General features: G+C 55.8%; 11 protein-coding genes and 4 tRNA genes. 10 read left to right on the forward strand and 5 right to left on the reverse strand.

Going from position 1 to position 15,502, the window contains the following annotated elements; all coding sequences use genetic code 11:
- The first annotated feature begins 1 nt into the window (after window position 1).
- From wzxE to GM298_RS19275, 9 genes are all read left to right on the forward strand, one after another.
- A complete protein-coding gene (gene wzxE / locus GM298_RS19235) occupies window positions 2-1,252 on the forward strand; it encodes a lipid III flippase WzxE (RefSeq protein ID WP_252088229.1) in 1,251 nt (416 codons plus the stop codon).
- Window positions 1,249-2,328, forward strand: a complete 1,080-nt coding sequence (locus tag GM298_RS19240) for a TDP-N-acetylfucosamine:lipid II N-acetylfucosaminyltransferase (RefSeq protein WP_095450456.1) — start codon at window positions 1,249-1,251, stop codon at window positions 2,326-2,328. Before wzxE ends, GM298_RS19240 begins: the two co-directional genes overlap by 4 nt.
- On the forward strand, window positions 2,325-3,677 hold the full coding sequence (gene wzyE, locus GM298_RS19245; RefSeq protein WP_025757569.1) for an ECA oligosaccharide polymerase: 1,353 nt from the start codon (window positions 2,325-2,327) through the stop codon (window positions 3,675-3,677). The genes GM298_RS19240 and wzyE overlap by 4 nt, the downstream gene beginning before the upstream one ends.
- Before the next feature lie 12 nt (window positions 3,678-3,689).
- On the forward strand, window positions 3,690-4,430 hold the full coding sequence (gene wecG, locus GM298_RS19250) for a lipopolysaccharide N-acetylmannosaminouronosyltransferase (protein ID WP_025757568.1): 741 nt from the start codon (window positions 3,690-3,692) through the stop codon (window positions 4,428-4,430).
- A 197-nt stretch (window positions 4,431-4,627) separates the two neighbouring features.
- Entirely contained in the window at window positions 4,628-6,013 is a 1,386-nt protein-coding gene (gene thrP / locus GM298_RS19255) for a bifunctional threonine/serine APC transporter ThrP (protein WP_025757567.1), read from the forward strand.
- A 102-nt stretch (window positions 6,014-6,115) separates the two neighbouring features.
- Window positions 6,116-6,192, forward strand: a tRNA-Arg gene (locus GM298_RS19260).
- 67 nt (window positions 6,193-6,259) lie between these two features.
- Window positions 6,260-6,335: transfer RNA gene (locus tag GM298_RS19265), tRNA-His, on the forward strand.
- A gap of 21 nt (window positions 6,336-6,356) precedes the next feature.
- Window positions 6,357-6,442: transfer RNA gene (locus GM298_RS19270), tRNA-Leu, on the forward strand.
- A 45-nt stretch (window positions 6,443-6,487) separates the two neighbouring features.
- A tRNA-Pro gene (locus GM298_RS19275) sits at window positions 6,488-6,564 on the forward strand.
- A 506-nt stretch (window positions 6,565-7,070) separates the two neighbouring features.
- Here the strand turns inward: GM298_RS19275 and GM298_RS19280 are convergent.
- From GM298_RS19280 to hemC, 5 genes are all read right to left on the reverse strand, one after another.
- Window positions 7,071-8,282, reverse strand: a complete 1,212-nt coding sequence (locus GM298_RS19280) for an MFS transporter (RefSeq protein ID WP_266155069.1) — start codon at window positions 8,280-8,282, stop codon at window positions 7,071-7,073.
- A 172-nt stretch (window positions 8,283-8,454) separates the two neighbouring features.
- A complete protein-coding gene (gene hemY / locus GM298_RS19285) occupies window positions 8,455-9,654 on the reverse strand; it encodes a protoheme IX biogenesis protein HemY (RefSeq protein ID WP_045285577.1) in 1,200 nt (399 codons plus the stop codon).
- Window positions 9,655-9,656: 2 nt separating this feature from the next.
- The gene (gene hemX, locus GM298_RS19290; protein WP_266155070.1) at window positions 9,657-10,859 is read right to left on the reverse strand and encodes a uroporphyrinogen-III C-methyltransferase; all 1,203 of its coding nucleotides are present in this window, start codon (window positions 10,857-10,859) and stop codon (window positions 9,657-9,659) included.
- A 20-nt stretch (window positions 10,860-10,879) separates the two neighbouring features.
- Window positions 10,880-11,620: a uroporphyrinogen-III synthase gene (hemD, locus tag GM298_RS19295; RefSeq protein ID WP_025757559.1), complete on the reverse strand. Its 741-nt coding sequence runs from the start codon at window positions 11,618-11,620 to the stop codon at window positions 10,880-10,882.
- Window positions 11,617-12,558 carry a hydroxymethylbilane synthase gene (hemC, locus tag GM298_RS19300; protein ID WP_045285579.1) on the reverse strand — a complete coding sequence of 314 codons (942 nt, stop codon included), beginning with the start codon at window positions 12,556-12,558 and terminating at the stop codon, window positions 11,617-11,619. The genes hemD and hemC overlap by 4 nt, the downstream gene beginning before the upstream one ends.
- A gap of 350 nt (window positions 12,559-12,908) precedes the next feature.
- Here hemC and cyaA point away from each other — a divergent pair, with 350 nt between their 5' ends.
- On the forward strand, window positions 12,909-15,452 hold the full coding sequence (gene cyaA / locus GM298_RS19305) for a class I adenylate cyclase (RefSeq protein WP_025757556.1): 2,544 nt from the start codon (window positions 12,909-12,911) through the stop codon (window positions 15,450-15,452).
- Window positions 15,453-15,502 lie beyond the last annotated feature (50 nt).

Genomic DNA, 15,502 nt, shown 5'->3' on the forward strand with positions numbered 1-15,502 from the left:
TATGTCTCTGGCAAAAGCATCGGTGTGGACCGCCGCGTCCACACTTGTAAAAATTGGCGCCGGACTGCTGGTCGTCAAGCTGTTGGCTGTCTCATTTGGCCCATCAGGTGTCGGGATGGCGGGTAACTTCCGCCAGCTCGTTACCGTCCTTGGGGTGCTGGCCGGTGCCGGAATCTTCAACGGCGTGACCAAATACGTTGCGCAGTATCATGATGATGCGGCACAGCTGCGCCGGGTGGTGGGCACCGCTTCGGCGATGGTCACGGGTTTTTCGACCCTGATGGCGATTGTCTTTCTGCTGGCGGCGGCCCCCATCAGCCAGGGATTATTCGGTCACACCCACTATCAGGGACTGGTGCGTCTGGTTGCGTTGGTGCAGATGGGTATTGCCTGGGCTAACCTGCTGCTGGCGCTGATGAAAGGTTTTCGTGATGCTGCCGGGAACGCCCTTGCGTTAATCCTGGGAAGCGTCATTGGTGTTATTGCCTACTACTTCTGCTATCGCCTCGGTGGCTATGAAGGTGCCCTGCTCGGGCTGGCGCTGGTACCGGCCCTCGTGGTTGTGCCTGCCGCGTTTATGCTGATGCGTCGGGGCGTCATCCCTCTGCGCTACCTGAAACCGCAATGGGACAAGCTGCTTGCCAGCCAGCTGGGTAAATTTACCCTGATGGCGCTCATCACCTCCGTCACGCTGCCCGTGGCCTATGTGATGATGCGAAACCTGCTGGCGGCGCATTATAGCTGGGAAGAGGTCGGGATTTGGCAGGGCGTGAGCAGCATTTCTGACGCCTACCTCCAGTTTATTACGGCTTCCTTTAGCGTTTATTTGCTGCCAACCTTATCGCGTCTGACGTCCAGACAGGATATCACCCGTGAGATTTTCCGATCGCTGCGCTTTGTCTTGCCGGCGGTTGCGGCTGCCAGCTTCACCGTCTGGTTATTGCGCGATGTCGCTATCTGGTTGCTCTTCTCGGCGAAGTTCACCGCCATGCGCGATCTCTTTGCCTGGCAGCTGGTGGGCGATGTACTGAAAGTGGGGGCTTACGTTTTCGGCTACCTGGTGATTGCGAAGGCTTCACTGCGGCTGTATATCCTGGCGGAAATGAGCCAGTTTGTGTTACTGACGTCGTTCTCGCACTGGTTGATACCCGCGCACGGCGCGCTGGGGGCGGCTCAGGCCTATATGGCAACGTATATCGTTTATTTCGCTGCCTGTTGCGGCGTATTTTTATTGTGGCGTAAAAGCGCATGACTGCACTGATTCACATCCTGGGATCGGATATCCCACACCATAACCAGACCGTTTTGCGGTTTTTCAACGACGAGCTGGCATCGGGTAATCCCGATGCGCGTGAGTTTATGGTTGCAGGTCAGGATAAGGGCCTGAGCGCAGCATTTCCGGCGCTGAACATGAGCTTCTGGCCGGATAAGGCCACGCTGGCAAAGGCGGTGATTGCCAAAGCCAAAGCGGATCGTGAGCAACGATTCTTCTTCCACGGGCAGTTTAATACCGGCCTGTGGCTGGGGCTTCTCAGCGGGGGGATTAAACCTTCCCAGTGCAGCTGGCATATCTGGGGGGCCGATCTCTACGAAGTCTCCCGCGGCTGGAAATTCCGTCTGTTCTATCCCCTGCGCCGCATGGCCCAGGGGCGGGTGGGCTGCGTTTTTGCTACCCGTGGCGATCTCAACTATTTTGCGAAACAGCATCCGAATGTGCGTGGTGAGCTGCTCTATTTCCCGACCCGCATGGATCCGGCGTTGAACGCCATGGCGAATGACACGGTGCGAGAAGGCAAGCTGACGATCCTGGTGGGGAATTCCGGCGATCGCAGTAACGAACATATTGCAGCGCTCAGGGCGGTGCATCAGCAGTTTGGCGACACGGTGAAGGTGGTGGTGCCGATGGGCTATCCCGCCAATAACGACGCCTACATTGATGAGGTTCGCCAGCAGGGGCTCGCGTTATTCAGCGCGGAGAATTTGCATATTCTGCGGCATAAGCTGGAATTTGAGGAGTATCTCGCGCTGCTGAGAAAATGCGACCTCGGGTATTTCATCTTTGCCCGTCAGCAGGGCATTGGCACGCTGTGTCTGCTTATTCAGGCGGGGATCCCGTGCGTGCTCAACCGCGACAACCCGTTCTGGCAGGACATGGCCGAACAGCATCTTCCGGTCCTGTTTACCACGGATGTGCTTAATGAAGAGGTTGTTCGGGAAGCACAGCGACAGCTGGCGCTGGTGGATAAAAACGCCATCGACTTCTTTAGCCCGAATTACCTCACGCCGTGGCACCGTGCACTGCGTATCGCTGCAGGAGACAAAGCATGAGCCAGTTGCAATTCAGCGGTTTGCTGGTCGTTTGGCTGCTGAGCATCCTGTTTATCGGTACGCTCACCTGGTTCGAATTCCGCCGCGTGCGTTTCAACTTTAACGTGTTCTTCTCGTTATTGTTTCTGCTGACGTTCTTTTTCGGTTTCCCGCTCACCAGCATTCTGGTCTTCCGCTTTGACGTGAGCGTCGCGCCGCCGGAAATTTTGCTCCAGGCGCTTCTGGCAGCGACCTGCTTCTATGCGGTCTACTACGTTACCTATAAAACGCGTCTGCGTTCCGCGCAGGCCGCCACGCCGCGCCGGGCGCTATTTACCATGAACCGTGTGGAGACACACCTGACGTGGGTGATGCTGATGACCATTGCCCTGGTCAGTGTCGGTATCTTCTTCATGCATAACGGCTTCCTGCTGTTTAAGCTTCACTCCTACAGCCAGATTTTTTCTGCCGAAGTATCGGGCGTGGCGCTTAAGCGTTTCTTCTACTTCTTCATCCCGGCGATGCTGGTGATCTTTTTCCTGCGTCAGGACAGTAAAGCGTGGCTGTTCTTCCTGGTCAGTACCGTCGCGTTTGGCATCCTGACCTATATGATTGTGGGCGGTACGCGCGCCAATATCATTATCGCTTTCGCCATCTTCCTGTTTATTGGCATCATCCGCGGCTGGATCTCGCTGTGGATGCTGGTTGCCGCCGGGGTGTTTGGCATTGTGGGGATGTTCTGGCTGGCGCTGAAGCGGTACGGAATGAACGTGGCGGGTGATGAGGCGTTTTATACGTTCCTCTACCTTACGCGGGATACGTTCTCGCCATGGGAAAACCTGGCATTACTGCTGCAAAACTACGACAAGATTGATTTCCAGGGGCTGGCGCCGATTGTTCGCGACTTCTACGTCTTTATCCCTTCCTGGCTATGGCCGGACCGCCCTGGCGTGGTGCTGAATACGGCGAACTACTTTACGTGGGAAGTGCTGAACAACCACTCCGGTCTGGCAATCTCGCCAACGCTGCTCGGTTCCCTGGTGGTGATGGGGGGAGCCTGGTTCATTCTTCCCGGGGCGGTTGCCGTGGGGCTGATTATTAAGTGGTTCGACTGGCTTTATCTGCGTGGCAATGAAGAGACCAACCGCTATAAAGCGGCCATTTTGCACAGTTTCTGCTTCGGTGCCATTTTCAATATGATCGTTCTGGCGCGCGAAGGGCTGGATTCGTTTGTTTCGCGCGTGGTGTTCTTCATGGTTGTTTTCGGCGTCTGCCTGTTACTGGCCAAGCTGTTGTACTGGCTGTTTGATAATGCAGGGCTTGTGCACAGGCGCGAGCGTCAGGGCAGCACAACGCTGTCACAAGTCTGAGTAAGGATAGTAATGACTGATAACATTTCTGCACCGCGCTATGCGCTACGGGGTCTGCAGCTGATTGGCTGGCGCGACATGCAGCATGCGCTGGACTTTCTCTTCGCCGACGGCCAGATGAAATCCGGTACGCTGGTCGCCATCAATGCGGAAAAGATGCTGGCGGTGGAAGATAACGCCGAGGTCAAAAGCCTGATTGAAGCGGCGGAGTTTAAGTACGCGGACGGCATCAGCGTGGTTCGCTCCATCCGTAAAAAGTATCCTGACGCTAATGTTTCTCGCGTGGCGGGAGCCGATCTCTGGGAGCAGCTCATGGCTCGCGCCGGCGCGCAGGGCACGCCCGTGTTCCTGATTGGCGGGAAGCCGGAGGTTCTGGCTCAGACTGAGGAGAAACTGCGTCGTCAATGGAATGTGAATATTGTCGGCAGTCAGGATGGTTACTTCAAACCTGAAGCGCGGCAGGCTCTGTTTGAACGCGTTCGTGACAGCGGGGCGAAAATTGTCACCGTGGCGATGGGCTCCCCGCGCCAGGAGATCCTGATGCGCGACTGCCGTCTGGTCTGTCCGGATGCCCTTTATATGGGGGTCGGTGGCACGTATGACGTCTTTACCGGCCACGTTAAGCGTGCGCCTAAGGTTTGGCAAAATCTCGGGCTGGAGTGGCTGTACCGCCTGTTATCGCAACCGACGCGTATTAAACGACAGATCCGACTGCTTCGCTACCTCGCCTGGCATCACACCGGGAAAATGTAATCAAAATGTAGCGCGATATGCTATTCGCGCTGCAACTCGCCAGCAAAACTGCTGATATTCTGTGCAATGCATTCATTTTTTTAATGCATCGTTTGCCATTTGGCACATTTTAAGAAACCATTCGCTCCGTATTTTAGTCCCCCTAAAAAACAATACCCGGTCTTAAGCCGGGAAACAGCAAACACAATCGAGGATCTATGGCTGAGAAAAAACCGGAGCTACAGCGTGGGCTGGAAGCTCGTCATATTGAACTGATAGCGCTGGGTGGCACTATCGGCGTGGGCCTGTTTATGGGCTCTGCAAGCACCCTCAAATGGGCTGGCCCTTCCGTCTTACTGGCGTACATTATCGCCGGGCTGTTTGTTTTCTTCATCATGCGTTCCATGGGCGAAATGCTCTTCCTGGAACCGGTAACCGGCTCTTTTGCCGTTTATGCGCACCGGTATATGAGCCCGTTCTTTGGCTACCTGACGGCCTGGTCGTACTGGTTTATGTGGATGGCGGTGGGCATTTCAGAGATCACCGCGATAGGGGTCTACGTTCAGTTCTGGTTCCCGGACATGGCCCAGTGGATACCCGCGCTCATTGCCGTGGGGCTGGTGGCGCTGGCAAACCTGGCCGCCGTACGTCTTTATGGCGAGATTGAGTTCTGGTTTGCGATGATTAAAGTCACCACCATTATCGTGATGATTGTCGTCGGACTGGGCGTGATTTTCTTCGGCTTTGGCAACGGCGGACACGCGATTGGCTTTGGCAATCTGACCGAAAACGGCGGCTTCTTCGCTGGCGGCTGGAAAGGCTTCCTGACGGCGCTGTGTATCGTTGTGGCTTCGTATCAGGGCGTGGAGCTCATCGGGATCACCGCCGGTGAAGCGAAAAACCCACAGGTCACGCTGCGTAGTGCGGTGGGCAAAGTACTGTGGCGTATCCTGATTTTTTATGTGGGCGCGATCTTCGTTATCGTGACCATCTTCCCGTGGAACGAAATTGGCACGACGGGGAGTCCGTTTGTTTTAACCTTCGCCAAAATTGGTATCACGGCGGCGGCGGGTATCATTAACTTTGTGGTCCTGACGGCAGCGTTGTCAGGCTGTAACAGCGGGATGTATAGCTGTGGGCGTATGCTCTATGCGCTCTCGAAGAATAACCAGCTGCCTGCCGCAATGAGCAAAGTCTCACGTGCTGGCGTGCCGGTTGCGGGTGTGGCGGTATCCATTGCGATCCTGCTGATTGGCTCTTGCCTGAATTACATCATCCCGAATCCGCAGCGCGTGTTCGTTTACGTCTACAGTGCCAGCGTACTGCCGGGCATGGTGCCGTGGTTTGTTATTCTCATCAGCCAGCTGCGTTTCCGTCATGCGCATAAAAAGGCGATTGCAAGCCATCCGTTCCGCTCAATTCTGTTCCCGTATGCGAACTATTTGACGATGGCATTCCTGATTTGCGTATTAATCGGAATGTACTTTAATGAAGATACCCGCATGTCGCTGTTTGTCGGGGTGATCTTCCTGGCGGCAGTGACGGCTGCCTATAAGCTTTTTGGCCTGGGTCGCCGTGCCACCACGCAGAAAGTGGAGGAATAAGCGGCAAAATGTGCAAACCATAACCAAACGCGCATTTTTTTCAAAAAAGCACTAGACAGCGGGGACGGAGGTACGTAATATCCAGCCCCGCAACGGCGCTAAGCGCCCGTAGCTCAGCTGGATAGAGCGCTGCCCTCCGGAGGCAGAGGTCTCAGGTTCGAATCCTGTCGGGCGCGCCATTTTAGTCCCGGCGCTAGAGCTGCGGTGGTCTGAGAAGTAGTCAGTACCGCGTGAAAGAATACAGTGGTGGCTATAGCTCAGTTGGTAGAGCCCTGGATTGTGATTCCAGTTGTCGTGGGTTCGAATCCCATTAGCCACCCCATTATTGAAAGAGTTGTGAATTGCGAAGGTGGCGGAATTGGTAGACGCGCTAGCTTCAGGTGTTAGTGTCCTTAGGATGTGGGGGTTCGAGTCCCCCCCCTCGCACCACGACTTTTTAAATGAATTGAACTAAAAATTCAAAAAGCAGTACATCGGCGAGTAGCGCAGCTTGGTAGCGCAACTGGTTTGGGACCAGTGGGTCGGAGGTTCGAATCCTCTCTCGCCGACCAATTTTGAACCCCGCTTCGGCGGGGTTTTTTGTTTTCTGCCACTTTTCTTCCCTGTAGTGATTCCCCGACAGCACTCCATCTTATTGTCGCGATTCAGCGACAGGCAACTTATTGAAAATAAAGTGTTTTACAGAATGTGTGTTTTGCTGTCTCCTCCTGGCGACATATTTCTGTATTGAACGATACGTTGTCGGGCTTAAGACGACACTCAACAGCATAATTTCCTTTTATCTTAAAATGTTGCGCCATGTAAAACTTCCTGGTGTCATGTTGGCACGTTACATGCAATAATATGCGTGTAGATGCTCATTCCATCTCTTATGTTCGCCTTAGTGCCTCATAAACTCAGGAATGACGCAGAGCCATTTACGGTGCTTATCGTCCACTGACAGATGTCGCTTTGGCCTCATCAAACACCATGGACACAACGTTGAGTGAAGCACCAAATATGTTGTCTTACAGACCTGTTTTAACGCCTGCTTTTATAGCAGGCGTTTTTTTATGCCTTATTCCCGATACCGGCGCATGATCAGGGCCACTAACAGCAGGGCGGCTGACGAGACCATATAAAGCGCCTGCACTGAGCCAAACCCAACTGCCACCATTGCGGCAATGCCGGTGAAAAGAGAGGCGCTGAGCGTTTGCCAGCGCCAGGCTTTACCGCTGGCTGAAGCGGTTTGTGCAAAATGAAAACTACTGAGAATGCCGAACGTGCCAGCCGCGAAGAGAACATTCGAGGCCAGATGTGCAATAAAGATCATCCCCAGCGCATATGCCATTCGCCCGGAAAACCACGGCAGCATTCCATAAGCGGCCAGAAAGAGGCCAAGACAAACGATGATTCGCGGCGTGCGTGTGGCGAAGCGCGCCAGGCTCTCTTTTTTTAGCAGCAGGGGGCCGCAAAGTTGTCCCAGGCTCCTTGCGAAAAGCAGAGGTAAAGCCAGACCCGCCGCATCCTGAGGATGGATTTGCTGCGCCAGTGCCGGAAGAAGCGCCATGGCCGGTGAGCCGACGGCCGCCAGCGCCGGCAAAATGAGCAGGCTGCGTTTTTGTCGAACGGTTAACGTCCGCCAGCGTAGTGGCACAGGGGTTTCCTCTTCACCGGGGAGCGGTAGCAATCGCGCAGAAAACCGGCGTCCAGCCAGCCACAGCAGTAATAACGACCCGAGAAAGCTGGCGGCATCAATGGCGAGTAAGGTAAACACGGATGTCTTCTGGAACAGCACTACGCCGAGTCCGGTTCCGAGCAGCACCTGAGAGGCAAAAATCACATTTTCCAGACAGGTTGCCGCAGGCAGCTCCGCTTCGCTAAGACCGCGCTTAAAGAGCAATGTCAGCGCGGGCCAGCTCATTCCGCTGAGCAGCGCTTCGGTGGATTGCACGGCGAGTAGCGCCGCAATGCTGTGATAACCCGTGCCAAACAGGGGAAAGAGCAGGGCGAGCAATCCCAGCCCCTCGGTCAGGATCAGCAGAGATATCGGAGAATAGCGTGAGCACAGTTTTTCGCCGATCGCGCTGCCGATGAATCCCGGTACCGTAGCGAAAAGAAAAGCGAGAGTGAGCAGGGCGGGCGGGGCCGACCACGCTAACAGTAAACCAAAGACCACCACCTGGGTTAACCCATTCCCCAGCGAAGAAAAAATAAAGGCACAGGCAAGCAGGCGCAGCCAGCGATGGCAGCGCAGCGCTTCAATAAGCGCATACATAAGCGAGTTCATGACGATTTCCTTTCAAAAACGATTTAATCCACGCTGCAGAAAATGCGCGTGTGTGAAAAAAAGTTAATGAAAAGACATCGTTACATTGGCGGGTTCGTTTGCGGATTAGGGTGTAAAGAATGTAGCAGGAGAAAGGCGATAAAAAAAGGAGGCCGTCTGGCCTCCTTTTTATTTATTGCTGGCTGCCGTTATTTCGCAGCGTCAGCAATAATCCATCGCGGCGCATCGCTGCCGCCTCTTCCGGCTTATGCTGCTTGTCGAGCGTATCGGCAAGCCACGCATAGTCGAACGCATCCGGACGCTGTTTCAGCGCCGCGCGGAACGCAAGGCTTGCCTCCTGCCATTCGCCGTGCTTCATCAACGACTGACCGAGCGTACTCCACAGCAGCGGGCGATCGCCGACGGTTTTAATCTGCTGACGCAGCACTTTCTCGACTTGCTCAGGATTGTTGGTTTTCAGGCGCGGGATCACCATCACCAGACGATCGTCGTACTGACGCTTCAGACCGTCGAGGAGGATCTCCTGGGCGGTGTCATGATCGTCACATTCAATCAGATGTTCCGCCATTGCCACCTGCAGTGGAACCTGCTGGCGCGTTTTACGGCTCTGGTTCTTCCACCACGTTTTCAGACCGTCGCTGCCGAGATCGGCGCGCGCCTGGTCCATCAGGCCAATCCACGCCAGACGCTGAAGCTCATCACGGTGCTCATCATCACCAACATCGGCCTTCGCCATCGACGGAATGATGTCCAGCAGCGAGCCCCACGCACCGGTACGGATATAGGCCTGCTCGGCAAGACGCAGCACTTCCGGATGACGTGGCGCGACTTCCAGCAGGCGGTCGATACCGTGGCGTGCCGCGTGGTTCTCATTGCGTGCCAGCTGCAGACGTACGCGCGTAATTTCCACCGGAATCGGGTCGCCATGCGCCAGCTCAGCCGCCCGTTCCAGGTGCTGATTGGCGCGGGCTTCATCACCGCGCTGCTGCGCCGCTTCGGCAGCAAGCAGGTAGTTCACCACCGGCTGCTCGGCATGGTCGGCGTTTTTCGACATCAGCTTTTCAACCTGCTGATAGTCACCTTCTGCGAGCTTAAGCAGCGCCTGTTCGGTCTGCTTACGGGCGCGGCGGCGCTTACGGCCAACGAACCAGCCGCGCGTATGGGCACCGGTGCGGAAAAGACGGCGCAGGACCCATTCGAGCGCAAACAGCACCACTACGCCGAGGATCAGGATGATCGTCAGGCCCGTTACGCTGGTTTCGATGTTGTAGTTATCGGTCTGGATCAGGACGTAGCCCTGATGACCAGCAAGCATCGGCCCCAGCACGATCCCGGCGATCAGCAGGACGAAGAGTAAGAGGACTTTTAGCATCATTACTCTCCTTGCTGCGCGCTTTCAGGCGCCGGTGCGGAAGCAGGAGCGGGTGCTGCTCCGCCCGTCTGCTCTGCCGGTACGCCCGGCTGCGCCAGAAGATTGCGTACGCGCGTCTGCATCAGTTTTTCCAGAATCGGCTGGCTGGCCAGCTTGTCCGGCACGTTCATGGTGATGTTCTGCTGGCTCAGTTTATCAATGTCTTCAAGGAAGGCGGTGGTCGTCGCATCATCGGTGTTGTAGTAAGCGCGTACCCACGTTGAGACGTTATCCAGCGCCTGTTTGTAAGTCTCTTCCTGATGACGCGGCACGGCCTGAGCGGCCACCAGCAGTCGGGAACGAATATTTTCGCGCAGATAGACATCCTGGTTCGGCGCCAGCAGCGGGACCGCGGTTTCGTCGCGGCGGCGAATCGTGATAAAGCTGTCCATAAAGTTCTGCCAGCTTTTTTGCAGGTTCACGCGCCATTCGCTCAGGGAGCTGGAAAGCTCGGTCCCGTCGGAATCCATCGGGGAGTCGTCGTCGTTGTTATCCGCCAGCTGCAGGTTATCAATCTGATTCGAAAGCTGATTCACTTTAAGTATAATGCCGTCATAATCCACCTGCGAGACGGCAGAGAGGCTGGCGATGTCTTCGGTGATCGCGCGACGTGCGGTGATAAGGCTTGGATCGTTCATGTCTGCCAGGCTTGCATCGGCGCTTTTCAGCAGCGCAGCGGCAGTGGTGACGTCCTGATCGCTCCAGAGCTTACGTCCGGCGAGCTTCACCAGGAAGTCAGCCTGCGAGAGCAACCAGGTTTTGGCATCGGTACCGGAGATCGTGGCGACCTTCTGCTGCACTTCGCCCAGCTGTTTGGTCAGTTCTTCCTGTTTGCTGTTCGCTTCGGCAAGCGCGGCGGCCTGCTGTTTAATCACTGATTCCAGTTCAGTTTTCTGCGTCTCCTGCGCTTTTTGCAGGGCGCTGAGCTGATTCACCAGCGCATCGCTGGTAGAGGTCTGGTTAGCGCTCTGTTGTTTTACCAGACCGTACAGACCCACCCCGGCTGCCAGCGCAATGGCGATGGCAATCGCGCTCAGCGTGAGGCTCGTTTTGTTGCTGCCGTTTTTCTTCTCAGCGGTTTTCTCAGTCGTCTCTGGCTGTGGTGTTGTCTCCACAGTCTCCCTGGTCTCTTCAACCACGGCGGAGGATTTATCGTGTTCCGTCATTATGGCTTCCCATTTGAGAGTTATTGTAATGCGCGCAGCAGCGCATCGTTGTCGGCGTTATCAGCGATCCGAATATCATGCCAGCCCAGCTCCCGGGCCTGGTTCGCCAGACGCTCACTGACGACCAGAAGCCGACAGTGGAGTAACCAGTTTTCACGATACCATTGCGGCACAAGTGACCAGAGCTGCTGCAGCATTTCACCGCTGGTCACGACCAGGGTATTAATGCCGCGCGTATGCCAGCGCATCGCCTCTTGTGCACCGTCATAATGTTTTGCACAACGCTGGTAGCATTCGCAGAACGTCACGTTAGCCCCGCGCTCCCGCAGCGTTTCACCAATCAGTTCGCGTCCGCCGTTACCGCGTAATATCAGCGCACGTTTTCCGGCAATAGTTTGTAATTCAGGTAATTGTAGCAAGACTTCACTGATTTCCCGATCTAACGGGTAACGAACGTCCGCGCCGCTTACGGTATGCAGCGCCAGTGCTGTTGTGCGGCCAATCGCGAAATAGCGGGGGGCAGTTGGCCAGGGCAGACCCTGCTGTTGCAGCTGCGCGTGGGCAAATTCCACGGCATGTTGCGATAACGCAAACAGCAGGTCACCGTCCTGAAGGGTATTCATCTGGTCGGCGAGCGCAGAGAGCTCCCGACCCGGGGAGAATTCAATCAGCGGAAAACTCCAGGCCACCTGCCCCAGTGCGCGCAGACGGCTCACTAATTGCTCTCCTGCGGGAGAAGGGCGGGTGACAAGAATACTCATGCAGGGGGTTCTCCATTATAAACGTCAGCCAGGATTTCGCGGGCGCCGTTATCCAGTAACTCTTCTGCCAGCGAGACGCCAAGCTGTTCGGCATCCTGCGCGTTACCACGACGTTCACCGCGCACCATCTGCGAACCGTCCGGAGCGCCGACCAGCGCGCGCAGCCACAGTTCACCATTCGTCAATTCAGCATAGCTGCCAATCGGCACCTGGCACCCCCCTTCGAGGCGGGTATTCATCGCACGCTCGGCTTTTACGCGGATAGCGGTCTCGTCATGGTTCAGCGGGGCAAGGAGCTCGCGGGTACGCGCATCGTCCAGACGGCACTCAATGCCGACGGCACCCTGGCCAACGGCCGGCAGCGACAGTTCTGGCGGCAGTGCCATGCGAATGCGTTCTTCCAGCCCCAGACGCTTCAGCCCGGCAACGGCGAGAATAATGGCATCGTAATCACCGTTATCCAGTTTGCCCAGACGCGTGCCGACGTTACCGCGCAGCGAGCGAATGATCAGATCGGGACGACGCGCCGCCAGCTGACACTGGCGACGTAAACTGGACGTGCCAACCACGCTTCCCTCAGGCAGCGCATCGAGCGAGTCGTAGCGGTTAGAGACAAACGCATCACGCGGATCTTCGCGCTCGCAGATGGTCACCAGCCCCAGCCCTTCCGGGAACTCGACGGGCACGTCTTTCATCGAATGTACGGCGATATCGGCGCGGTTCTCAAGCAATGCCAGTTCCAGTTCTTTGACAAACAGGCCCTTGCCGCCCACTTTCGCCAGTGGCGTATCCAGGATCACATCACCGCGCGTGACCATCGGCACCAGCTCGACGCGCAATCCACTGTGGCAGGCTTCAAGGCGCTGCTTAACATAATGTGCCTGCCAGAGCGCGAGAGGGCTTTGGCGTGTGGCAATTCTCAAAACATTGTCTAACATGCTTGTTACCGTCATTATCAATCGCCAACCATCCTAACATTGTTGACTCTGGGATGGCAGTTTTACGGTTGATGAAGAGTGAGAGGGACAAGGCGGCGTATTTGTCAGCCACAGCCGTATTAAGGAATTTACACGTACAGAACGGTGCTACACTTTGTATGTAGCGCAACTTTCTTTACGGTCAATCGGCAAGGTGTTAAATTGATCACGTTTTAGACCATTTTTTCGTCGGTACCAGCATAATGATAAGGCGAAAAAGGGTAACGGTTATCTTTTTGAAATACTGCGGGGCCCGCTGTTATTCGTGTTTTGAATAGCATGCGATACCCGGAAACATCAGGCGATACGTCTTGTACCTCTATATTGAGACTCTGAAACAGAGACTGGATGCCATAAATCAACTGCGTGTGGATCGCGCGCTTGCTGCTATGGGACCTGCTTTCCAGCAGGTTTACAGTCTGCTGCCGACATTATTGCACTATCACCATCCGCTAATGCCTGGCTACCTTGACGGTAACGTTCCCAAGGGCATTTGCCTCTTCACGCCTGATGAAACCCAACAGCATTATCTCAACGAACTGGAACTCTACCGCGGCATGCCGCCACAGGAGTCTCCGAAAGGTGAACTGCCGATTACCGGGGTTTACTCGATGGGGAGCACCTCATCGGTAGGGCAAAGCTGTTCGTCAGACCTCGACATCTGGGTCTGTCATCAATCCTGGCTCGATAACGAAGAGCGTCAGCTGCTGCAGCGTAAATGCAGCCTGCTGGAGAGCTGGGCGGCGTCGCTCGGCGTGGAAGTGAGCTTCTTCCTGATTGATGAAAACCGTTTCCGCCATAACGAAAGCGGCAGTCTGGGTGGTGAGGACTGTGGCTCGACGCAGCACATCCTGTTGCTGGATGAATTTTACCGTACTGCTGTGCGTCTGGCCGGGAAGCGTATTCTGTGGAATATGGTCCCGTGCGAAGAAGAAGAGCATTACGACGATTACGTCATGTCGCTTTATGCGCAGGGCGTACTGACGCCAAACGAATGGCTGGACCTCGGCGGCCTGAGCTCGCTGTCAGCCGAAGAGTACTTTGGCGCAAGCCTCTGGCAGCTCTATAAGAGCATCGACTCACCGTACAAAGCGGTGCTGAAAACGCTGCTGCTTGAAGCCTATTCCTGGGAATACCCCACGCCGCGCCTGCTGGCGAAAGATATCAAGCAGCGTCTGCACGACGGGGAAATTGTCTCCTTCGGGCTGGACGCTTACTGCATGATGCTGGAGCGCGTGACCGAATACCTGAAAGCCATTGATGACACCACGCGTCTCGACCTGGTGCGTCGATGTTTCTATCTCAAAGTGTGTGAGAAATTGAGCCGCGAGCGCGCCTGCGTCGGCTGGCGTCGTGAAGTGGTCACGCAGTTAGTGAAAGAGTGGGGATGGGGCGAAGAGCGTCTCTCCATGCTCGACAACCGGGCCAACTGGAAAATCGATCAGGTGCGTGAAGCGCACAACGAACTGCTCGATGCGATGATGCAAAGCTACCGTAATCTGATCCGCTTTGCGCGCCGTAACAACCTCAGCGTTTCCGCCAGCCCGCAGGATATCGGGGTATTGACCCGTAAACTGTACGCCGCGTTTGAAGCGCTGCCGGGTAAAGTGACCCTGGTTAACCCACAGATTTCGCCTGACCTGTCAGAACCGAACCTGACCTTTATCTATGTTCCGCCGGGCCGCGCGAACCGCACCGGGTGGTATCTGTATAACCGCGCCCCCAGCATGGACTCGATCATCAGCCATCAGCCGCTGGAGTATAACCGCTACCTGAACAAGCTGGTGGCCTGGGCCTGGTTTAACGGCCTGTTGACCTCACGCACGCGTCTGTTCATCAAAGGCAACGAGGTGGTCGATCTCGCTAAACTGCAGGAGATGGTGGCGGATGTTTCCCACCACTTCCCGCTGCGCCTGCCGGCACCCACGCCGAAAGCGCTCTACAGCCCGTGCGAGATCCGCCATCTGGCGATCATCGTTAACCTGGAATACGACCCGACGGCGGCCTTCCGCAATCAGGTGGTTCATTTCGACTTCCGCAAGCTGGACGTCTTTAGCTTTGGCGAGCAGCAAAACTGCCTGGTGGGTAGCGTGGATCTGCTGTACCGCAACTCGTGGAACGAAGTGCGTACCCTGCACTTCAACGGCGAGCAGGCGATGATCGAAGCGCTGAAAACCATTCTCGGCAAGATGCACCAGGATGCCGCGCCGCCGGACAGCGTGGAAGTGTTCTGCTACAGCCAGCATCTGCGTGGGTTGATTCGTACCCGCGTGCAGCAGCTGGTCTCGGAATGTATTGAGCTGCGTCTCTCGAGTACCCGTCAGGAAACCGGCCGCTTTAAAGCGCTGCGCGTTTCCGGCCAGACCTGGGGCCTGTTCTTCGAACGTCTCAATGTGTCAGTACAGAAGCTGGAAAACGCCATCGAGTTCTATGGCGCGATTTCGCACAACAAACTGCATGGTCTGTCGGTGCAGGTGGAAACCAACCACGTTAAGCTGCCGCAGGTGGTGGATGGTTTTGCCAGTGAAGGGATTATTCAGTTCTTCTTTGAAGAGTCGGGCGATGATGCTGGTTTCAACATCTACATTCTGGATGAGACCAACCGCGCCGAGGTCTATCACCACTGTGAAGGCAGTAAAGAGGAGCTGGTGCGCGACGTCAGCCGCTTCTACTCCTCTTCGCATGACCGGTTCACCTACGGCTCAAGCTTTATCAACTTTAACCTGCCGCAGTTCTACCAGATTGTGAACGTTGATGGCCGTGCGCAGGTGATTCCGTTCCGGACTCAGACCGTAACGCCTGCTGCCCCTGCCAATCAGGACACCGCGCCGCTGTTGCAGCAGTACTTCTCTTGACTCTTTTCGCCGGGTGGCGCTGCGCTTACCCGGCTTACAGTTCGAGTTGT

Origin of the sequence: Enterobacter sp. HSTU-ASh6, assembly GCF_026319105.1 — a bacterium.
GTDB classification, from domain to species: Bacteria; Pseudomonadota; Gammaproteobacteria; order Enterobacterales; family Enterobacteriaceae; genus Enterobacter; species Enterobacter sichuanensis.